This window comes from Bacillus sp. CECT 9360, assembly GCF_918741275.1.
GTDB lineage: Bacteria > Bacillota > Bacilli > Bacillales > DSM-1321 > Peribacillus.
In genome coordinates, this window is sequence record NZ_CAKKNA010000011.1 from 59,344 (window position 1) to 79,315 (window position 19,972).

The following is a 19,972-nucleotide window of genomic DNA, read 5'->3' on the forward strand; positions in this document are numbered from 1 at the left end:
GGTTAGTGAAAACAGTTGTCATTTCATTGAAGCCGTAAATTGAAACCTTTTCCAATAATAATCGTACAAATTATTAAAATACTTAAGTTGGAGGGATTATTTTTGAGTGATAATAGTAACAAATGGAATATTGCAGAAATCAAAACAAGTTATTTTGTTTTTGGGGGATTAGTTATAGGTGGGGTTTTCGGATTAGTTGTATATGTGAAAGATTGGTTATGATTTGGGATGTTTTTTAAAAAATGCCGGTGGTATGATTGTGGCAGAGGGACGCCTGAAGAAGTCGCAGCCGTAAAAGAATCTCATACGGGAGCTTTTTAAAAATGTTGTAGCCGGTATCATAAACACCCTCTATGTTAACATCCATTTATACAACCAAACGTTTTTAACTGGCGGTGTTTATCCCATTTTATAAAAGGAGTTAGAAATAATGAAAACCCAAAAAGATGGCTTGAAGCCATTTATTACCCTTATTTTATCAACAAACATTCCAAAATTGATGTTAACCATTGGTTTAATAGGTAGTATCTTTACAACTCTTGTTGGCCTTTCCATCCCACTATTAACAAGAGAACTTGTAGATGGTTTCTCCGCAGCATCCATAAGCATCCCTATTATTATTGCTATTGCAGTTGTATTTATTTTGCAAGGTGTAATCGATGGGGTATCGACGTACTTGCTAGCTGCAGTCGGTCAACGAATTGTGGCTAGTTTGCGGAAGCAAATGTGGGTAAAGCTCATTCGATTGCCCGTAAGCTACTTTGATAAACAACAAAGCGGAGAGTCAGTAAGTCGCGTCGTAAACGATACAGGAATTGTAAAAGATTTAATTTCACAGCATTTCCCGCAATTTATAACAGGTGTCATTTCAATTATTGGTGCGATTATCATCTTACTCATTATGGACTGGAAAATGACTTTGTTAATGTTAATTACCGTTCCTCTCACAATGGCGATCATGATGCCTCTCGGAGGAAAGATGGCCAAAATATCCCGTGGTTTACAAGATGAAACTGCCACGTTCTCAGGGAATATTCAACAGACAATTAGTGAGATTCGATTAATGAAATCCTCCACTGCAGAAAAATTCGAAGAAGAAAAAGGAATCAATGGTGTGAAAAATCTGCTTTCTTATGGATTAAAGGAAGCAAGGATATTTGCCCTAATCGGTCCAATTATGTACACAATCATTATGATCGTCATTGTTATGATCATTGGTTATGGTGGAATACGTGTGGCAAATGGATCAATGTCAACGGGGTCTCTCGTAGCTTTTCTTCTCTATCTTTTTCAAATTATCTATCCGATTACGTCTTTTGCCTTGTTTTTTACACAATTACAAAAAGCAAAAGGAGCAACAGAAAGGATCATTGATATCATTGAACTTCCGTTAGAGGAAGGGCAAGAAGGATTAGAGGTCAATATTACAAATGAACCTGTTCATGTCCTAAATGTATCCTTTACTTATAGTAAAGATGAACCCGTCATTCAAGACGTGTCCTTTGATGCAATGCCTGGTCAAATGATCGCTTTTGCTGGCCCAAGTGGTGGTGGAAAAACAACGATGTTCGGATTACTTGAAAGGTATTACGAACCAATAGCCGGTGAGATACGAATTGGTAACACACCAATCAACCAGTTATCACTAGATTCATGGCGCAGTCAAATTGGCTATGTATCACAAGAAAGTGCGATGATGGCTGGGACCATTCGTGAAAATTTATGTTATGGATTGAAAAATTGGGAAAGTATATCAGATGAACGTTTGTGGAAAGTCGCTGAAATGGCATACGCTGCTGAATTTATTAAATCGTTCTCACAAGGATTGGACACGGAAGTGGGGGAGCGTGGTGTGAAATTATCAGGTGGTCAAAGACAGCGAATTGCCATCGCTCGCGCTTTTTTAAGAGATCCAAAAATTCTAATGATGGACGAAGCCACAGCAAGCTTAGATAGCCAGTCAGAAAGCGTTGTCCAAGCAGCTCTATCACGATTAATGGAAGGGCGCACAACCTTCGTGATCGCTCACCGATTATCCACCATTGTCGATGCAGATCAAATCATTTTCATCGAAAAAGGAAAGGTAACAGGCATCGGTACCCATCGTGAATTAATACAGTCACATGAATTGTATCGTATATATGCTGAACAGCAGCTAACATAGTGTAGGACAGTATGCATTTAAAGCCGAAAAGAAGGAAAAACCTTGATCTAGTGACATCGATTTTCATTCAAGTCGTATTGATGTCCTATAGGAAGATCAACGCTCGCCGTGTTATTCAGTTGGGCAAACGAATTAATATTTTCCTGTCTGAACGGAGCAATCAACCGCTTGAAAAATTAGAAAATGATTTTGAGATTCCAAAGGATTGATTTGATAATAATCTTCCTTGTTGAACAAACTGGTGCTTATCTTCAATAAGTATAATGACTATATTTCAATCGGGCGCATTTCTTTAATAAGGAATACGTCTTTTCACAATAGGGCCAGATCGTGGAATAAGACTTACTACAATTTTTTTTTAACATATAAAAAGGACAGTAGGAACACTAGCTCAACGATTAGGCATTGCAAAAAACAATTTGATTTAAATGCAATAAAGTCGGGGATAAAATTCTCGACTTATTTTTATATTTCACAAAGGTTTATGGAATTTTATGTTAAAGTTGGATGCGTAGGATAGTATTTGTTTGATAGTAAAGATCTTAAATTAGAGGTGAAACTCTATATAATAAACAAACGTCAAATAGACAAAGGAGGGAATAGCTTGAATTTACAAAGGTTATTTTTTGGTCTTATTACAATTTTTTTAATAATAGTAACAGGTTGCTCAAACGGAATAGAAAGCGAAGAACAACTAATTGAGGTTCAAAAACGTGTTAGAGATCAAAATAATTTTGAAGATTTTAAGAAAGTCACCGATAGGGAACAAGTCCTAAAAGTAAAGGAAATACTTAATGAAACTGATTGGGAAGATGCAAAAGTAAGTATGTCTCGCCCGCCTGACTACCAATTTGTTTTTCAATTCAAAAATCCTGAAATAGAAGCGAAATCAGTATTACACAAAGTTTGGATTAGTCCAAATAAAGATAAATTAGAGATTGTTCAAGGGGACAATCAGTACGCCCAATTAACAAAAGAAAATTCAACGATTTTGTTTGAAATTATTACAGGCGATAAATTAGCTGAATTAAAATAAGTAAAACGAAAAAAAAAGCGGAATTCTGCTCCTTTTTCATGCCATTTTATGTGCTGTTTTAGTTGTTAATTGGGTTCAAAAGAGAGAGCCAATTGGTTCGTTTTTTATAATGTTATTTAATATATTGCATCTTTCAAAGCTTCATACATTACGCCTATTTTCAGTTTCTTTGAAAAAGAGTATGAGCTGCAGTTCCATACTCTCATATTTTCTTCATCAGTATAATATCTTTTTTGTGAAAAACACTTAAAATCAGACCAAACAAGCAGGCGTTAATCATCGCTGATAAAGCACCATAACTCATAAATGGCAGGGATACGCTGATAATCGGTAATAAGCCGAGAGACATTCCGATGCTGACAGTTACCTGTGCAGTGAATATGGCAAGACTGCCGGAAACAAGCATTTTCCCAAATGGGTCTGTCACAGCACGGAATATACGCGAGATTCGCCAGATTATCCATAAAAACAGCAAACCAATGATCAGGGCCCCGGCCCAGCCAATCTTATAAGTAATCGTTACAAAGATGAAATCCGTCATCATTTGATTAAAAAAATCAATCTCCCCGAGGGAACCAAAATGACCAAACCATCCGGCGTTCTCAATTAGCTTTTCCAATTTTAAATACATATACCCAGATGTCTCACTAAATTTTTCAGGAGTGACGAACGCATAAAGTCTTTCTAATTGATAGGCCTGTATATTTTTCAAGGATATAAGCAGAAGGGAAACACATGCAGTAAGCAGGACCGCTGCAGTGATAAGGATTTTCCTTTTATTGAGGCAGCTCTTCCAAACCATGACAGCAACCATCACTGAATAAAGCGCCACCGCCTGCCAGTTGATTGTATTTAGAAACAGAAAAGTAGTACAGACGTATAGACTGGCGGCCAAATAAACATTCATCTTTTTTGATTGCAAAATTCCGGCCCAGCCAAGCAGAAAAAGCGGCAGAACCACAATGGAATCGACCGACAATAAACCGCCAATATTAATTCGCGGACTGCCGTTCACTAATACATTGGAAAATAGGAACTGAACGAGAATCAGACATCCCATCGTAAAGAAAACCCAGCCCCATCTCTGAAATTTTCGATAATCGAAAAAAAGAAGGATACAGGCCAAAGTTACACTTCCTGCTACAGAATATACCTGCTTCAGCACTGAAAATGAATTACCCTCCTTAAATAAGAACGAAAACAAAAACAGGCCCGCAGCTGACATGAACAGAAACATGCCCATTAGCTTCCAATCAATCTTCGGCCTGTGCAGCTTGTCCATCTTCTGGCCAATGACCGAGGGGCTTCCCATATTTCGGACAGCTAGAATCTCTGCTTCATCCTCTGTATATCCTTTTTTGACCAGTTCAGTCTTCGCTTGATGCAAATGGGCTTTTAATTCAGCTTCTACATATTTTTTTGCTTCTTTTGATCGGATATTAGACGTAACTTCATCTAAAAAATGATTACTTCTTCTCAATCGGTTCCTCCTCCTTCTAACGCCGTTCGCAAGCGTTTAAAGGTTGAACTACTTCTAGATTCCGTTTTCTTTAGCCACTTTTCCCCACGTTCATCCAAGGAATAGAGCTTCCTGTCTTCCGTTTCCCAAAAAGACTGGAGCCAGCCTTCCTGCTCAAGTTCGTGAAGGGTACTATACAAGGAGCCTTCGTCATCTTCAAACTTCCGGATCCCTTTCTGGTAAAGACATTCGTTAATTTGATAACCGCTTTTCTCCTTATCCAACGATCTGAAAATGGCAATCATGATCTCTTCCTTGCTTACATCCTGCTTTTTGATAGTAGTATGGATGGAGCTCCTATGATTTTCCGTGAATTTCAAATCAGCAAATGTATGCTTTTTCATAGCCGATTTCAAGCGTGTTAATTTATCTTCCATCGGTGAATTCCTCCAAATAGGTTTTTAACATTCTTTTCGCCTTGCGCATTCGGGTCTTCACCGTTCCAAGTTTGACCCCGGTAATTTCAGAAATCTCCATGAGCTTCATTTCCTGAAAATAATGGAGGTAAATGACCTCGCGATACGGGACAGGTAGCTCCATGACAGCAGTAGCAAGCTTCCTGTCTTCATCGTGTTGAATGACCGATTCTTCCACATTATCGGAAGAAGTCCAGTCCTGCTCCACTTCCACAGGCGAAACTTTTCGGAAGTACCAGCTTTTCCAATAATCCTTACAATGGTTAATAGCAATTCTCCAAAGCCACGTCCTTACATTTGATTGTTGGTTATACGCGGGAAGCGCCTTATAGCATTTGATGAAAATCTCCTGTGTCAAGTCCTCTGCCACAACTGCGTCTTTCACATAGGAATAGACCAATTGCAGAATATCCTGTCCATACAGGTACATAATTTCATCTAGTAAGGCTTCTTCATCTTTCGCTTGAGACCATTTCAACACAAACTCCTCCAAAACCGTTCACCCTTCCTTCCTAAATATATAGACGATAGTACTTATAAGAAGGTTTTCTGTTTTTGAAAATTCTCCGTTAGCGGGGCAGTTTTGTTTAATAAGTATCGTAGTAAAAAGGAACTTCTTTTGTTTAATAGACGTCTAATCATTGGTAGATGAAAAACAGTTTTTCAGGAAGTATTTGAGGTGACGGAAGAAAATGAAATTTAATAATTACTATCTTCTTCTATTTTTATTATTTTTATTTGTAGTTACTGGTTGCTCAAAAGAAGAAAACAAAACAGTAAATTTTGACAGCATTGATGCTGAAGAAGTTTTATCATTGGATCCTGATGCTGATATTTTTCAATACGATGGAGTAATCTACAAGACGAATATTGATTGGGTAGAAGAGTTGTCATTAACTAAAGACATTCAAATTGCTGAAATAAAAACTAGGAATGAGACTAATACAAATTTTAAAAATGAAATGTCCAACAAACTTCCTGTTGGAGCTAAGATTTTTTCAGCCAAAGAAAGAGACGATATTTTATTCGTTGAATTCAATGATGAAATGTTGAAATAACTAGCAATCGTTGAAGGTTAGGCCAACGGCATTAAAAAAATGTGAAGATATACACTTTAACAAACGGGCAGTTTAGTTCAACAAGGACATGCTAAGATAATAACGGGTTTCTAATCAAACCAATAATAATTGGTTCTATTTGATGGAGGTTATTATGCTATATGAAAGATTAAGTGAACATATAAAAGATTACCCTAAATTGAATGAAGTTTGTCAAGCCATGATTCGTGACGAATATTTTATAACAAATATAACCACAACTTCTATGTCTCCTGCACAACAACTTGATTTTACAAGTATAGAGGTTGGAATGGAAAATCACGATGGGAAAGAATTTTACTAATGTTCACTGAGGGAATAGTCGATTCTATGACAGTTGAAAAAGTTCCTACTACAAATGAAAAAATTCATCCGAATATACTATTGAATAAAGAGATTATTCACAATAAGGCCTTTAAAAAAAGAGCATTTGGTGGCTATGATATTGATGAAGTAAACGGTTTTTATAAAAAATTATTAAGGGAATTAACTTTACTCAAGAGAATGGATAGAACTAGGTATTCATTTTATGAATTGTTTTGGATTCAAAGAAAATATTTATTAGGAGGGTGGAAAGCATGTTTCATGCAAAAGACGTATTATCCGATCAATTATTAGCGAATGCTAATGATCCTAGCTGGTACCTTCCATTTTCTGACTCTGTGAAAAACTTGTCAGAGGAAGAAGCGTTTTGGAAGCCTAATGAAGATTGTAATAGTATTGCTGAAATTGTGCAGCACCTGCTTTATTGGAATGTAACATGGCAAACCAGGTATCAAAAATCTCATGTAAATGCTGTGCCTTCCATAGGTGATAATAATAAAAGCTTTATCATTCCAGAAAATAAAAAGTTTAATGACTTAAAAGAACGACTTTTAGAGGTGCTGTTACAATGGCAGAATTTATTAACGGAAGAAAAAGTTGAAAGTGAAGTAAATGGTTTTCCTGCACCTGCGAAGTGGTGGGAAATACTCGGAAATGTGTCAACTCATAACGCATATCACATTGGTCAAATCATTTATATTCGAAAACTCCAGAAGAGCTGGAAAGTGGATGTTGGCGAAGTGTAGTCAAATCAATATTTATTATTAAGTTACAGGGCTAGACTTTTCTTCTCATTCGTTGATTTTGTGGGTATAATATATAATCATATTAGAAGGGATGATGGGTGGCCGATGAAGAACTAATCTTATTTCAAACATTTGAGAATTATTTTTCAAATTAAAAAATAGGATTAGTCTGCCCATTTTCCATATAATTTTTTTAAGCTATTCATTAAATAGCTTATTTTCGTTATGAAAAATGCAACTAATCCTTCCAAATTCATTTGGGAGGATTTTTTTCTCCCTTGAAAAAGAAAGGGTGATACGATGAAAGAAATCGTAAAATTAAATCACATAAACTTAGAGATTATGGACCGTATTATATTTAAAGATATTAACGCAACTATTGGTCGTGGAGAAGTGATTGGTCTAATTGGCCGTAATGGTAGTGGAAAGTCCACGCTATTACAAATTTTACTTGGGACTATAAAGCTATCTGAGGGACAGGTTGAATGGAAGAACCACAAAACCGATGTCTTTTTAGTGGATCAAGAGAAACAAACATACGCATCTGAGCATGTTACACAATCAGAAGCTACCTTGATGGTGAAATGGCATATTCCAGATGTTCCTTATGAGGTGTTAAGTGGCGGAGAAAAGCTCAAAATTCGTCTTGCAAAAGGTTTCGCGTCAGCACGGGACTTACTCTTATTAGATGAACCAACAAACCATCTAGATATAGAAAGTACGCAGCTGTTAGTGAATCAAATAGAAAATTATACGGGTACAATCATTTTCGTTTCACATGACAGATATTTTTTGGATACTGTAGCAACAAAAATTTGGTCGATTGAAAATACGAAATTAATCGAGCAAAAAGGAAACTATACACATTATACAAAGATTCGAGAACAAAGAAGATTAACGCAGGCAAGAGAGTACGAAAAACAACAAAGAAAAATCGAACTCGTAGAAAATCAAATAAACGAACTGACATCGTGGTCGCATAAAGCACATGCACAATCGACGAAGCAAGAAGGAGCTAAAGAATATTACCGCCTAAAAGCGAAACGAATGGATTCTCAAGTCAAATCTAAGCGTAAGCGTCTAGAGAAGGAACTTGAGAAGACGAAGGTTGAACGTGTTAAGGAGGATTATCTTGTTCGATTTTCGTTAGAAGCGAATACGAAGGTCGGCAAAAGATTTTTAGAGGTAAAAAATTTAAAAAAGGTGTTTGGGGAACGAATATTATTTGAACAGACGAATTTTACAATTCAACACGGTGAAAAAGTAGCGCTTATTGGCCCGAATGGCAGTGGGAAAACGACATTTTTAAATATCGTAATGGGCAAGGAGCAGGCTTGCGGGGACATTTGGATCTCCCCATCTGCGAATATTGGTTATTTAACGCAGCAAGTATTTGACTTACCTCTTGAGCAAACGCCTGAACAATTATTTAAACGTGAAACATTTAAAGAACGGGGCAAGGTTCAGAATTTAATGAAGCATTTAGGATTTACAGCAAGCAGGTGGTCTGAGCCAATTGAACAGATGAGTATGGGAGAGCGCGTGAAGTGTAAACTTATGCTATATATACTGGAAGAAAAAGATGTACTAATTTTAGATGAACCGACAAACCATTTAGATTTGCCTTCGAGAGAACAATTGGAAATAACGTTAGCAGAGTATACCGGTACATTGGTTGTTGTTTCACACGATCAATATTTCTTAAGCAAAACGACTTCCGTTCAGTTAATTTTTGAAAATCATCGTATTCAGAAGAAATTAACGCAATCAAATGAAAAGGTTGATTCACTTGCGGAACAGCGCTTAAAGCTCGAAACAGAGCGACAAGAAGTATTAGGAAAATTGAGCTTTTTATCATCAAAAAGCCCAGAGTATATAGAACTCGATCAAAGATTCAATGAGCTTTCAAAAAAGATCAAGAGATTAGAAAATCTATAATTCACTAACGAACGCACGATAGTGGAATAAAATTAAACAAATTTGATATTAGTTTTTATTAATGGTGTATTTACGCTGAACGAATCATTTTAAAGAGTTTAAAAAGGAGGTAGTACGTTTTAGTTAATATCTCCTTTAAGCTTCTTAAAGCAAAATTAAAAGACTTTATTATCGCTATACAATTGCCCGTTTATCGGCTATTTGTATTCCCATTCTGTTAGCTGTTCTTTATTTGTCTTCTACAATCAGGCGCATTTCAATAATAAGGGAATGCGTCTAGTTTCATTGAAGGGCCAGGTTTTGAGTAAATGCAGGAATTATGTAGAGGAAATAGAAGCTCTAAGTTATTTATTTAACGGGAAGTTCCATGAAGAAGGTAAACCAGGAGAAAAGTATTGGGTTATGGTATATGAATGAAATATACGTCAGTTGAATAAGAGGATAAAAGGATATTTACTAAAAAACAAGAATATACTAATTGGTTTTGTAATAAGAGGTTACTTGAAAATAGGAGGTATTAAATATGGAGGCGTTAATTAAGGAGTACGGCTGTGGATACAAAATGTTACGGGAAGCCATTGAAGGTTTGGCTGAGGAGGAGCTTCGTTTCAAGTCTGCACCCGACAAATGGAGTATCCACCAGATTCTAATCCATGTAGCTGACTCCGAACTGGTTTCGACACAGAGATTGAAAAAAGTCCTGTCGGAGGAGGAGCCACTTTTGATGTCGACTGACCAGGACGCATGGGCGAAGGTATTGGGGTATGACCAGTTGGACCGTGAACAATATCTGCTCCTGTTCAAATTGCTTCGTTCCAGCATGTTGCCTATTCTGACCAAGCTGACAGCCGAACAAGCCGAAAGGGTAGGTGTGTATGCAGACGCAGGACGTTTCACTTTTAAACAATTATTGGAATACCGTGTTCAGCATGTACGAGGACACCTCTCCCAGATTGAACGGGTGGGGAATACGTATCGGCAGAGCCATGTATAATGGCGTATATTCATATACTAAACTTATTAAACTCCCTCAGTTAGATAACATTTATCTCTCGAATGCTAAAAGGGAGTTGAAGAAGGATACTAGTTTTAAATGGAGAATATATACAACTTAATTGAGATAAGGAGGGATTTATTATGGAACACCAATTAAAGGAGTTTTATTTCATAAAACCCCCCTACTATAATAGTAGGAGGTAGCAGTTGCCATGAAAAAAATACTAGTGTTACTAGCTGGATTTATGTGTTTGTTATTGCTTCTAGCACCATTTGTAAAAGATCAATTTCAAGAGCAACCAAAAGTTTCGGAAACAAAGGCAGAAAACAAAAAGAAACTTAAACCCGATAACTCTTCATCTCCCGCTCCTCCACTTGTTCCAAAACAAAAAATAACTGCAGCAACTATAGGAGCTGTGGGAGATATTTTAATTCACGATAGGGTGTATAATACTGTCCGCAAGTCGAACGGCTCGTATGACTTTAATCCGATGTTCCGATTTGTGAAGCCCTATCTGGAAAAAACGGATATTATGGTGGCTAATCAGGAAACGATGATCGGCGGGACAGAAATAGGGGTTTCGGGATTTCCATCCTTTAATTCACCGGTTGAGGTGGGAGATGCTCTAAAGGCAAACGGGGTTGATCTCGTGACAATCGCCAACAACCATACACTTGACCGAGGAGAAAAGGCCATTTTGAATGCGCTTAACCACTGGAACAGTATAGGGATGCCTTATACAGGTGCTTATCAATCGTCTGAAGACCAGCAGATTATCCGGATATTAAAAAGAAACGATATTACCTTTTCGTTTCTCAGCTATACGTATGGAACGAATGGGATTTCTGTTCCTGCGGGGAAACCGCATCTTGTGAATTTAATTGATACCACGAGAATCCAGGCGGAAGTTAAAGAAGCAGAGAAAATATCAGATGTCGTTGTGATCAGCCTGCATTTCGGCAAAGAGTATGAACGGTTGCCTAATGATGCACAAAAACTGCTTGCTCAAACGACAGCTAATGCGGGAGCTGATATTATTATTGGCCACCACCCACACGTTTTGCAGCCTGTTTCATGGCTTTCAAAACCAAACGGCGAACGGGCGTTTGTTGCTTATTCGCTTGGGAATTTTTTATCCGGCCAGCTGCGGGATTACACAAACATCGGCGGTATTATGCAAATTGGTGTAAAGAAAATCCAAACCGGGGATGATGTGAAAATCGAACTGCAAAATCCCAAATTCCTGCCAACCTGGGTCAACCGGCCATTTGAGATCATTCCAATGAAAGCCTCGAGTGATCAGGCCGCCAAATACAACGAAATCCAAAAACATATGAATCAATTCATGCCTGAACTGTCATTTGATTTTTAATGAAGGTACAGTCTATATGGACTTGAAAAAACTTATTGTATTATATTTAACATAATGAAAAAGCCATCGGCTATGTAGCAGGTGGACCTCACATTCCTCCTAATAAGGTAAACACTCTCACCATGTTCCACATAAACCGGCTTGAACCGACAGAAGAACACGACTCATTGACGAAGAACCTATTTCGCAAAACATATACGAAAACTGGCATATGAGGTTGTTTCTCTTATACCTAAAGCTGAAGAGTGGTGAAATTCAGATAAAATAGCCCGTATTATGGATTGGATTAACTGGATTAAGAACCAGTATCGACAGTTCGATTTTGCCGCTGCATGGATGGCTAACGGGTGCTGAACTTCAATAATTCAACAAAATGAACTTCCGCATTCAGGCGCATTTCTTTACAGAAAAAGATGTAACGCTTGTTATTAATGAAATTCGGAGAACAGATGTTTCAACAATCATCGATTACAAACAAATTATAGAACCTTCTTTACTGGAAAAATGGAATGATATTTCGCCAATCCTTTATATCAAAGATGACTTAGGCAATGAATATCATGTGGAACCAAACGGTGGTGAAAGCCATGATTTAGAAAACTATAAATGGAGCGATTCAATCGGAGTCATTGATGAAAAAGCAACAAAGCTTTATATCCAACCGACAATTATTTTCAGCTTAGGAGAAGGAAAGGGACATGAAGAACACAAAATGAAGAGGATTAAAATTAATCTCCAATAGAATTTGAAAGTTGCGGACTGTATAAAAGAATATCTTATTCTGAAGCGTAGAAATTAAAAACTAATTTCTACGCTCTTTTATTTTTGGTAAATCAACATTATAAGACGTATTTATGATTAAACTTTTTTATAAATCAACAGTTACGGGTATAGAGAAACAAATTTCCGAGCTCAGATTGAGCAGTCTTGGACTTTACTTTCTTTTGCTGCTTTTAAATCTGCTAACAATATCCATGATAGAAAAAATAATCATAATACCGGCAGTCCCCCAAATAATGCTTTGCCAGGTTACTTTATATTTGGAAGGATCCACGTCAAAGGCACTGAGCATTAACTCAACAAAGGCTTCATTGAAAAGCGCTGAGTTACTGAGCATGAAACAAAGAATGATCGTGAAAGCGATATGGTAGAGTGCGTTCAACCCTACCACAAGCGTGGTCCATGTCCCTTTAACCAGCTTATAAATCGTAAAGCCGACTTCAATAGCAACCATTGCAATTATCGCGGGGGCATATGTCATCAGCACACCCTGATTAAACAGTGGAACAGAAATTCTTAAACTCTCTAATCCAGTTCCTTGCTGCTCATACCATCCCAAAAATCTCGTGGAATTGAATAAAACGCTTGCCCATAGTGCTGTCCAAAATAAACTGAAAAACACTTCTGTTTTTGAGATTTGTTTTTTGGGCAGGGGTTGCGTAACCGATAGTAAATCATCTGGAGTCCATAGCTTACCCCGGAATGTACCTTTGCTTGTTAGATCCCCCATCCTTTCGAGGAAGATGAACACGATCGTTACCCAAAAGAACACTTGGCCTAAAATACTCAATAGTGTAACGATTGATTTCACAAACAGTTGAAGGATAAACGCCCCCGTCGCCATCTCACTATCGTATGTGATAATTCCACTGATCCAGATTGAAAGGAGGCCAATCGCAAGTGCGCAAAAAACGGCTACCTTTAAAACATTAATATAGCTATCATAAACCACAGGTCCTATCACGTACCGTTTCTTGTCCTCATACTTATACGCCAGACCGACAGGATCACCAAGTGTCATCAATACCTTCTTTATATCTTCATCTGAATAATCATCCGGCAGCATATCCTCGATTGTCGACCGCAACTCCATCGCAATGTCCGCCCGATTTTTTTCAGCAAGTCTCCTTGTTACTTCATTAATATAAATCTCAATCAGATTCATCCTTATCTCCCCCTTTTAATAAAGAATTTAGCTGCATCGATGTTTTCGTCCATTCTTCTCTTAATTGCTGATACACTTCTTTCCCAAAATCACTCAATAAATAATATTTTCTCGGTCTGCTTTCCGTCGTGTCCCACTGACTTGTTAACAATTCCTGCTTCTCCAACCGTCGAAGCAAAGGATACAGTGTGCTTTGATCGATGTGGAAGTTGTGTTCTTCTAATAGCTGAACAAGTGAATATCCATATTGAGGTGTCTGCAACTGGCTCAGAACGGCCAATGTTAAGTTTCCCCTGCGTAATTCTGTCGTTAGTGAACTCACTAAATCATTCATCTTTGCACCTCCGATTTTATTATAGTGTATGACATACAGTAATGTAAAGTGAACAATATAGTTAGATTTTTATTATTTATTTTTTAATATACTCATAAAAAAATCTCTTCAGAAAAGAATCATAGACCATAAGAGCAAGAATGAGGACGAAGTGGATGCAGCTTCCTTGATAAAATGGGATACAACAAACAATAGGAGGTAGTTAAATGAACAAGATTCAGGAATTCAATGAGCTTCATTTGGTCAATTAGCAGGTTATGCAGGCGGTTTGTGGAGATAGGAATGGCTCCTTCAGTATGAAAGGTCTTTTAAAAGAGACAAGATTTAAGTAAATGAAAAAATAATAAATTCTGATTTTTTCATTTACTTAAATCTTCATTTTTAAACATTCGCGAGTGAGTCGAAATCCTAAACCCTCATAAAAATGTAAAGTTTTTCTGTCTTTTTATCAGTCATTACTGAATACTATGAGATACGCGCTCAATTGCCCATGAATTAACTTGCTTCGTATACCTTTCCTCTTTCTGATGAGGTTTTTTGAACCCCTTAATGGATAGCTAAAAATATCATTATTATTTTAACTTTGATTTTCGTATCTTTTAGTATTTTAAATCAGTGGGAAAGTTACTTTAAAAGCGGTTCCATTATTTAAGTTGCTTTTGACTGTATAATTTCCCCCCATCTCTCTAATGATTTGAAGCGTAACCATTAAACCAAGTCCCGTTCCTTTTTCTTTTGTTGAATAATAAGGCAGACCAAGGTTTTCAATCTGCTGCGCATTCATTCCTTCCCCGTCATCGGTGATAGTGAGTTCCACCTGCTGGTTACGGATATATATCTTCAGCTCAACATTCCCATTAGGACTTGCTGCTTCAATAGCATTCTTAATAAGATTCACAAACATTTGCTTTAGTCTGCTAGGGATGCCCATAACAATAGCACGGTCACATATATCCAGAGATACATTAACACCGTGTAGTATCGAATAGGACGATAGTGATTTTACTGACTGCATTGCTTCTAAGGAGATATCTACTTGAGAGAGCTGATCAATTTCGTCGCCTTTCCCAAATGCGAGGTAGTCAGAAATGATTTCATTTGCCCGGTCCAATTCGTTTAAGCATAAGTTTAAGAAGCCCTTTTCAGAAGTAGTAATGTTGTTAGAAACCGACAGGAGTTGAATAAAACCTCTTACACTCGTCATTGGATTCCTTATCTCATGAGCAACACTTGCAGCCATCTGTCCTACTACGTGTAATTTCTCGTTTCTTTGGATTTCTTTTAACAGCTCCTGTTTCTCCCTGTGCGATTCCATCAAGTGTATGGCAAGCCATACTGTTATGCCATTTGCAATAATAAAACAAACATAGCAAATCAGTCTGACTATGGAGAGCGGCTCTTTAAGTACAATGGTTCCGATAAATGGGATCGAAGCAGAAGAAACAACAAGGAAAAGTTTAGATAACAGGATTTTCTTTTTGCGTTCCCATTGTTGAAAACTTGTGCGGAACTTGAAAATAACAAAGCTTGATAAAAACATTACAATGAAGGCGGGTATCATTCCACTTCCGCCTAATAGAAAGCGAATGACAAAGTAAAATATTGTAACCCAAATTCCTACAGTAGTCCCCCCGTATATAAATGATAAAAACCATGGAACCATCCTTAAATCCAGGAATATTCCTTCATCTATCTTTATTGCAAAAGCCATTGTTAAGCCCATCGTAATTGCACAAATATATCCCCAGTAGGAATGGTCCTTTTTATTAGTGTATCTGTCATTTGTTATAGCGAGATATAGAATAATAGGGAACAGCACCATTAACATTTGGAGAAGGATATTATTATATTGGATTTCCATTGTTTTACTCCTTTATGAAAATTCTCTTTTTTACAAAAATAACTAATAAAATTCTCTTTTCCTTTCTAATTCATTTCTATCATTAAAAAGGCTCTGTTGTCTCCCGCAGTTCCTTTACTCAACTTAAGGAGTTACCGAAAATCACACTCTATCTCTCTAACTAAAAAGTCAGACAATTATAATATCTCTTATGTATAATATACTAATTAATTGTAGTGATTTGTCGATAAATGTTAAAAATGACAAGTTTAAGATAGTTGAACTGTCAAAGGGAAAGGTATGGAAGTGTTAACGAACGAGAAATTAATGGATGAAATTATAGTCTTAATCGATGAAATTTTACGAGTTAAGTATTTATATCCAGCAGCTGAAAAGTCACTGGCTTTAGAAGGTGTCACCTACATATGACGCCCGATGGTCAGATGGAGTCTCCAAATAGGATTATCATTTTTATTTTCAATTATTTTCCTTTTAGTTGTTGACTAAAAATGTTAAAATTTTGAAAACACATGAAATTTGAGATCCATTAACGCTATTATTCTAAATAAGGGTGATTTAATGAAAAAACATTTGCCGAAATTGACAATGCTTCTTGGATTACTGTTAGTGCTAGTCTTATATGACAATCTTAGCCTAAGAAAAATAAACAAACCTCCTGCACCTGAGGTAACAGTAGGTGGTAAAAAAGTAGAAGCTTATCCAAAGGAATATATAAAAGATGAAGAAGTGACCATTATCAGTTATAAAAAGCCAAAAGAACAAACGTCCACTGTTAATCCGCGTACAAAGATCAACGTAAGTTTTAAAGACAAACCTGAAACCGTTCGGATTACTGAAACTATGCCTGATTTTGTTGAAGAAGTTATCAATCGGGAAGTGAACAATCGAATTGGAAAGAGAACATTTCTAATAAAGGCGATGTGGGAAGACGAGAAAGAAGCAACTTACGAAATTCATGTCAATGTCAAGGAAACGGTAACCTATCAAGAACTGCTTGGTCAATCAGAAGGTGATCTCAACCTTTTGGTAATCAGTCCTGAAGCAGATACAGAAGAATTTAATTACATTGAATTTCCCTTTAACCACAGCAGCAGATATGTCACATTAGAACAAGCAAAGCTAGACTATCCAGAATTAAAGCTAGATAGCAAAACTCTTTATATATTGTTCGATTATCGAAAGGAAGTCTATCGATCTGATAATCTCAAAGAGTTTACAACCTTTTTGAAATCTTACGAGCAATGAGAAGAGGAGCGAACTGAAATTTCCTCGCAATTGTAGTGTTCGCAGTTGGATACTCCATATTCAAAATAATAAGGACGAGAAGATTTCCAAGTAACAACTACGTACGATGATATTACAATGGGTAAATCTGATAAGGAAAAGGATTAGAATTTAATCAGCAGGATAGGAAAGGGAAGCTAAAAAGCATAACTAATTAGAAGTTTCAGGGGGACTAGCAATGTTATTCGTTGGAATTGCTATATTAATCGTTTTATTTGTGTCTACTACCACGTTAGAGAAAACGTTAAAATCAATTGAAAAACAAAATACACGTGTGATTGAGTTACTTGAGGATATACGAAATGAAAAATAAAGTCTGTTGAACTACCGGGTGCCTGGGTTGAACAAGGAGGTTTGAATAAAGCAGTAGTTGTTTGACACGTAGTATCGAAATTATCCAAGGTATGATTAGGTTTAAAGGTGAGTACACACTTTGTTGACGTATAGTGTCAAAAAGTATACTATATGCTATAATCGACTAATGGAGGCGATTTTGAATGTCACGTATGGAGAATAAAATATTCAATTGTGAAAAAGAATTAACTCTTTCAGTTATTGGCGGTAAATGGAAGATGCTTATTTTATGGCATTTAGGCAAAGAGGGAACTAAGCGGTTTGGTGAACTAAAATCTCTTATGCCAGGGATCACCCAAAGAATGCTAGTGAATCAGCTGCGAGAGCTAGAAGAGGATCTCATTGTCCAACGTGAAGTCTATCCTGTTGTTCCGCCAAAAGTAGAATATTCATTGACTGATCAAGGACGGACCCTGATGCCAATTTTAGATTCTATGTACAAGTGGGGCAAAAACTACGCGGAAAATGTTATAGAGAATCCAATTGAAATGAAGGAGTCCGCGAAGTAGAAACTCGTGGTCTCTATTATTGCACGACTAGGATAATGAAAGAAGGAGAACCAAGGGACGCGGTAAACCAATCGCTGGCCTTGGTTTTTTTATGCCTCCGCATCGGATGGTGGTATAAGCGAGAATGAAAAACTTAATAGAACGTTTGGCATCTCTTTATCAATACATAGTGTGTTGGGATAAAGGATTCCTAATTTCAATGGCTGTTCTTCTTTATAGTATACTTTTTGAAACTATATTACTTTTGTGTGACTATATGTTATTAAAGTGCGTACTTACAAAAAGTGAATATACCTATTATACTTACATGACACCAATAAAGGAGAACCATCGTTTGTACTCTTGAAAGTACTGGTGTAGCCAGTGGGATTGGTAATCAGGCAGTGGTCATGATTCAACTGAATTTTAGTAAACCGATGACTTCATATAGAAGGTAATAGTATCGCAGACACAGACCAACGTTCCGTGTTGGATAGTTTTTTTAAAATATGCAGGATCACAAAAATAATCATTTTTTTGAAATGTGAACTGCTTGATGAAATGGAGGCATTAGGAATGGAGTCAACAACATTTGTCTTGTTTGGAGCAACAGGCGATTTAGCCAAAAGAAAAATTTATCCTGCCCTTTTTAATCTGTTTTTAGATCAAAAGATGCCCGATTCATTTTCAATTATTGGTTTAGGCAGGAGAGAACTATCAGATGATACTTTTCAAAAAAATGTGGAAAATTCATTAAGAACATTTTCTAGACGTTTTATTGAAGATGAAGCTAAATTAAAGGAATTTATCGACAGCTTTCGTTATAGCCAATTAGATGTAACGAATGTGGAGGGATATAAAGACCTGCTTGAATCAATACAGAAGCGCGAAAGCGAGTTAAATATCCCTGAAAATCGATTATTCTATCTGTCCGTTGCACCGGAGTTTTTCGATGTAATCGCCTCGAATATTAAGGAAAGCGGCTTAGGGTCTACGAAGGGATGGAAACGCCTGATTATCGAAAAACCATTTGGGCATGATTTGGTTTCCGCGCAAGATTTAAATCAAAGGCTAAGCAACTCTTTTAAAGAAGATGAAATCTATCGGATCGACCATTATCTTGGAAAACCGATGGTGCAAAACCTCGAGGCTTTAGAATTCGCAAACCCTGTTCTTCAAGCCTTATGGAATAATCAGCATATTGCCAATGTACAAATCACGGCTAGTGAAACGGTGGGAGTAGAAGACAGGGCGGGTTATTATGATCAAGCCGGAGCCATGCGAGATATGTTCCAAAATCATATGCTACAGATGTTGATGATGACGGCCATGCATTTGCCAAAAACGATAAGTGCGACAGCTATCCGGAATGAGAAGAGAAGGGTCATGGAATCACTACGACCTATACAAAAAGAGGATGTAGTTTCGCAAGTGGTCCGAGGCCAATATGAGTCGGGCGAAATCAATCATACTTCAGTTGTAGGATACCGAGATGAACCCGGAGTCCATTCTTCCTCAGCCAACGATACATTTGTTGCAGCCCGCTTATGGATTGATAATGATTTTTGGAGAGGGGTGCCATTCTATATCCGCACGGGAAAGAGAATGAAGGAAAAGTCCACACGTATTGTCATTGAATTTAAAAATCCAGTGAAGGATTTGTATGGATCTGAACAACAAACTGAACCTAATCTTTTAATTGTGAATATCAATCCCACTGAAGGCGTAACGTTGCAATTGAATAGTAAAAACCCGCTGAAAAATGGAAAGATTGAGCCTGTTCCGATTGATTTTTCATCGGGAGCAAAAGACGTACCTGAAGCTTATGAACTCTTGATTTTTGATGCGTTACGTGGGGACTCGACATTCTTTGCTCACTGGAATGAAGTTGAATTATCTTGGAAACTGGTTCAGCCTGTTTTAGAAGCGTTTGAGGAAAACATAGTCCCCTTATTTTCTTATCGTTCAGGTTCGATGGGTCCGGATGCTTCTGATGACCTTTTGAAAGAGGACGGGTTTTATTGGTGGGAATCTGTTGGCTCTAAGTATGAGATTATTTCGAAGGATAAATTAATTAAAACATTAAAAATCGGATAA

21 protein-coding genes are annotated in these 19,972 nt (G+C 37.1%); 15 read left to right on the plus strand and 6 right to left on the minus strand.

Features of this window, described 5'->3' with window-relative positions:
* Positions 1 to 430: 430 nt before the first annotated feature.
* Both LQ216_RS14420 and LQ216_RS14425 read left to right on the plus strand, forming a co-directional pair.
* Complete coding sequence (locus tag LQ216_RS14420; protein WP_230130181.1) at positions 431 to 2,164, plus strand: ABC transporter ATP-binding protein; 1,734 nt, start codon at positions 431 to 433, stop codon at positions 2,162 to 2,164.
* 604 nt (positions 2,165 to 2,768) lie between these two features.
* Entirely contained in the window at positions 2,769 to 3,200 is a 432-nt protein-coding gene (locus LQ216_RS14425; protein ID WP_230130182.1) for a hypothetical protein, read from the plus strand.
* 202 nt (positions 3,201 to 3,402) lie between these two features.
* On the opposite strand, the gene LQ216_RS14430 is transcribed toward LQ216_RS14425, so the two are convergent.
* The 3 genes from LQ216_RS14430 to LQ216_RS14440 are packed head-to-tail and all read right to left on the minus strand — an operon-like array spanning position 3,403 to position 5,616.
* Positions 3,403 to 4,680, minus strand: coding sequence for an FtsW/RodA/SpoVE family cell cycle protein (locus LQ216_RS14430; protein ID WP_230130183.1), 1,278 nt, complete (start codon positions 4,678 to 4,680; stop codon positions 3,403 to 3,405).
* Positions 4,677 to 5,096, minus strand: a complete 420-nt coding sequence (locus LQ216_RS14435; RefSeq protein WP_230130184.1) for a PadR family transcriptional regulator — start codon at positions 5,094 to 5,096, stop codon at positions 4,677 to 4,679. Before LQ216_RS14435 ends, LQ216_RS14430 begins: the two co-directional genes overlap by 4 nt.
* A complete protein-coding gene (locus LQ216_RS14440; RefSeq protein ID WP_230130286.1) occupies positions 5,086 to 5,616 on the minus strand; it encodes a sigma-70 family RNA polymerase sigma factor in 531 nt (176 codons plus the stop codon). Before LQ216_RS14440 ends, LQ216_RS14435 begins: the two co-directional genes overlap by 11 nt.
* Positions 5,617 to 5,827: 211 nt before the next feature.
* Between LQ216_RS14440 and LQ216_RS14445 the strand changes: the two genes are divergently transcribed.
* The 8 genes from LQ216_RS14445 (at position 5,828) to LQ216_RS14480 (ending at position 12,351) form a co-directional block, all read left to right on the plus strand.
* Positions 5,828 to 6,193 (plus strand): hypothetical protein, encoded by a 366-nt coding sequence (locus LQ216_RS14445; RefSeq protein ID WP_230130185.1) that lies wholly within the window; start codon positions 5,828 to 5,830, stop codon positions 6,191 to 6,193.
* A gap of 154 nt (positions 6,194 to 6,347) precedes the next feature.
* Positions 6,348 to 6,536 (plus strand): hypothetical protein, encoded by a 189-nt coding sequence (locus LQ216_RS14450; RefSeq protein WP_230130186.1) that lies wholly within the window; start codon positions 6,348 to 6,350, stop codon positions 6,534 to 6,536.
* Positions 6,537 to 6,562: 26 nt separating this feature from the next.
* Positions 6,563 to 6,850 carry a DivIVA domain-containing protein gene (locus LQ216_RS14455; protein WP_230130187.1) on the plus strand — a complete coding sequence of 96 codons (288 nt, stop codon included), beginning with the start codon at positions 6,563 to 6,565 and terminating at the stop codon, positions 6,848 to 6,850.
* On the plus strand, positions 6,811 to 7,302 hold the full coding sequence (locus LQ216_RS14460; RefSeq protein WP_230130188.1) for a DinB family protein: 492 nt from the start codon (positions 6,811 to 6,813) through the stop codon (positions 7,300 to 7,302). The genes LQ216_RS14455 and LQ216_RS14460 overlap by 40 nt, the downstream gene beginning before the upstream one ends.
* Before the next feature lie 300 nt (positions 7,303 to 7,602).
* Positions 7,603 to 9,240, plus strand: a complete 1,638-nt coding sequence (gene abc-f / locus LQ216_RS14465) for a ribosomal protection-like ABC-F family protein (protein ID WP_230130189.1) — start codon at positions 7,603 to 7,605, stop codon at positions 9,238 to 9,240.
* 523 nt (positions 9,241 to 9,763) lie between these two features.
* Positions 9,764 to 10,234: a DinB family protein gene (locus LQ216_RS14470; RefSeq protein WP_230130190.1), complete on the plus strand. Its 471-nt coding sequence runs from the start codon at positions 9,764 to 9,766 to the stop codon at positions 10,232 to 10,234.
* A gap of 214 nt (positions 10,235 to 10,448) precedes the next feature.
* Positions 10,449 to 11,609, plus strand: coding sequence for a CapA family protein (locus tag LQ216_RS14475; protein ID WP_230130191.1), 1,161 nt, complete (start codon positions 10,449 to 10,451; stop codon positions 11,607 to 11,609).
* Between the two features lie 373 nt (positions 11,610 to 11,982).
* The gene (locus tag LQ216_RS14480) at positions 11,983 to 12,351 is read left to right on the plus strand and encodes a DUF5643 domain-containing protein (RefSeq protein ID WP_230130192.1); all 369 of its coding nucleotides are present in this window, start codon (positions 11,983 to 11,985) and stop codon (positions 12,349 to 12,351) included.
* Between the two features lie 192 nt (positions 12,352 to 12,543).
* On the opposite strand, the gene LQ216_RS14485 is transcribed toward LQ216_RS14480, so the two are convergent.
* From LQ216_RS14485 to LQ216_RS14495, 3 genes are all read right to left on the minus strand, one after another.
* On the minus strand, positions 12,544 to 13,554 hold the full coding sequence (locus LQ216_RS14485; protein ID WP_230130193.1) for a hypothetical protein: 1,011 nt from the start codon (positions 13,552 to 13,554) through the stop codon (positions 12,544 to 12,546).
* On the minus strand, positions 13,541 to 13,888 hold the full coding sequence (locus LQ216_RS14490) for a PadR family transcriptional regulator (protein ID WP_230130194.1): 348 nt from the start codon (positions 13,886 to 13,888) through the stop codon (positions 13,541 to 13,543). Before LQ216_RS14490 ends, LQ216_RS14485 begins: the two co-directional genes overlap by 14 nt.
* 607 nt (positions 13,889 to 14,495) lie before the next feature.
* Entirely contained in the window at positions 14,496 to 15,749 is a 1,254-nt protein-coding gene (locus LQ216_RS14495; RefSeq protein ID WP_230130195.1) for a HAMP domain-containing sensor histidine kinase, read from the minus strand.
* 279 nt (positions 15,750 to 16,028) lie between these two features.
* Between LQ216_RS14495 and LQ216_RS20390 the strand changes: the two genes are divergently transcribed.
* The 5 genes from LQ216_RS20390 (at position 16,029) to zwf (ending at position 19,972) form a co-directional block, all read left to right on the plus strand.
* Positions 16,029 to 16,157 carry a hypothetical protein gene (locus LQ216_RS20390; RefSeq protein WP_290369276.1) on the plus strand — a complete coding sequence of 43 codons (129 nt, stop codon included), beginning with the start codon at positions 16,029 to 16,031 and terminating at the stop codon, positions 16,155 to 16,157.
* Positions 16,158 to 16,307: 150 nt separating this feature from the next.
* Positions 16,308 to 16,994 carry a hypothetical protein gene (locus LQ216_RS14500; RefSeq protein ID WP_230130196.1) on the plus strand — a complete coding sequence of 229 codons (687 nt, stop codon included), beginning with the start codon at positions 16,308 to 16,310 and terminating at the stop codon, positions 16,992 to 16,994.
* A 217-nt stretch (positions 16,995 to 17,211) separates the two neighbouring features.
* A complete protein-coding gene (locus LQ216_RS20395; RefSeq protein WP_290369277.1) occupies positions 17,212 to 17,346 on the plus strand; it encodes a hypothetical protein in 135 nt (44 codons plus the stop codon).
* Between the two features lie 184 nt (positions 17,347 to 17,530).
* Positions 17,531 to 17,896: a winged helix-turn-helix transcriptional regulator gene (locus LQ216_RS14505; protein ID WP_230130197.1), complete on the plus strand. Its 366-nt coding sequence runs from the start codon at positions 17,531 to 17,533 to the stop codon at positions 17,894 to 17,896.
* 555 nt (positions 17,897 to 18,451) lie between these two features.
* A complete protein-coding gene (zwf, locus tag LQ216_RS14510) occupies positions 18,452 to 19,972 on the plus strand; it encodes a glucose-6-phosphate dehydrogenase (protein ID WP_230130198.1) in 1,521 nt (506 codons plus the stop codon).

What these genes read in the sequence shown, in the direction of transcription:
- LQ216_RS14500 (WP_230130196.1), top strand. Translation starts at nt 16,308, where the DNA reads ATGAAAAAACATTTGCCGAAATTGACAATGCTTCTTGGATTACTGTTA.
- abc-f (WP_230130189.1), top strand. Translation starts at nt 7,603, where the DNA reads ATGAAAGAAATCGTAAAATTAAATCACATAAACTTAGAGATTATGGAC.
- LQ216_RS14445 (WP_230130185.1), top strand. Translation starts at nt 5,828, where the DNA reads ATGAAATTTAATAATTACTATCTTCTTCTATTTTTATTATTTTTATTT.
- LQ216_RS14420 (WP_230130181.1), top strand. Translation starts at nt 431, where the DNA reads ATGAAAACCCAAAAAGATGGCTTGAAGCCATTTATTACCCTTATTTTA.
- LQ216_RS20390 (WP_290369276.1), top strand. Translation starts at nt 16,029, where the DNA reads ATGGAAGTGTTAACGAACGAGAAATTAATGGATGAAATTATAGTCTTA.
- LQ216_RS20395 (WP_290369277.1), top strand. Translation starts at nt 17,212, where the DNA reads ATGTTATTCGTTGGAATTGCTATATTAATCGTTTTATTTGTGTCTACT.
- LQ216_RS14470 (WP_230130190.1), top strand. Translation starts at nt 9,764, where the DNA reads ATGGAGGCGTTAATTAAGGAGTACGGCTGTGGATACAAAATGTTACGG.
- LQ216_RS14435 (WP_230130184.1), bottom strand. Translation starts at nt 5,096, where the DNA reads ATGGAAGATAAATTAACACGCTTGAAATCGGCTATGAAAAAGCATACA.
- LQ216_RS14505 (WP_230130197.1), top strand. Translation starts at nt 17,531, where the DNA reads ATGTCACGTATGGAGAATAAAATATTCAATTGTGAAAAAGAATTAACT.
- LQ216_RS14475 (WP_230130191.1), top strand. Translation starts at nt 10,449, where the DNA reads ATGAAAAAAATACTAGTGTTACTAGCTGGATTTATGTGTTTGTTATTG.
- LQ216_RS14455 (WP_230130187.1), top strand. Translation starts at nt 6,563, where the DNA reads ATGACAGTTGAAAAAGTTCCTACTACAAATGAAAAAATTCATCCGAAT.
- LQ216_RS14450 (WP_230130186.1), top strand. Translation starts at nt 6,348, where the DNA reads ATGCTATATGAAAGATTAAGTGAACATATAAAAGATTACCCTAAATTG.
- LQ216_RS14480 (WP_230130192.1), top strand. Translation starts at nt 11,983, where the DNA reads ATGAACTTCCGCATTCAGGCGCATTTCTTTACAGAAAAAGATGTAACG.
- LQ216_RS14460 (WP_230130188.1), top strand. Translation starts at nt 6,811, where the DNA reads ATGTTTCATGCAAAAGACGTATTATCCGATCAATTATTAGCGAATGCT.
- LQ216_RS14490 (WP_230130194.1), bottom strand. Translation starts at nt 13,888, where the DNA reads ATGAATGATTTAGTGAGTTCACTAACGACAGAATTACGCAGGGGAAAC.
- LQ216_RS14485 (WP_230130193.1), bottom strand. Translation starts at nt 13,554, where the DNA reads ATGAATCTGATTGAGATTTATATTAATGAAGTAACAAGGAGACTTGCT.
- zwf (WP_230130198.1), top strand. Translation starts at nt 18,452, where the DNA reads ATGGAGTCAACAACATTTGTCTTGTTTGGAGCAACAGGCGATTTAGCC.
- LQ216_RS14495 (WP_230130195.1), bottom strand. Translation starts at nt 15,749, where the DNA reads ATGGAAATCCAATATAATAATATCCTTCTCCAAATGTTAATGGTGCTG.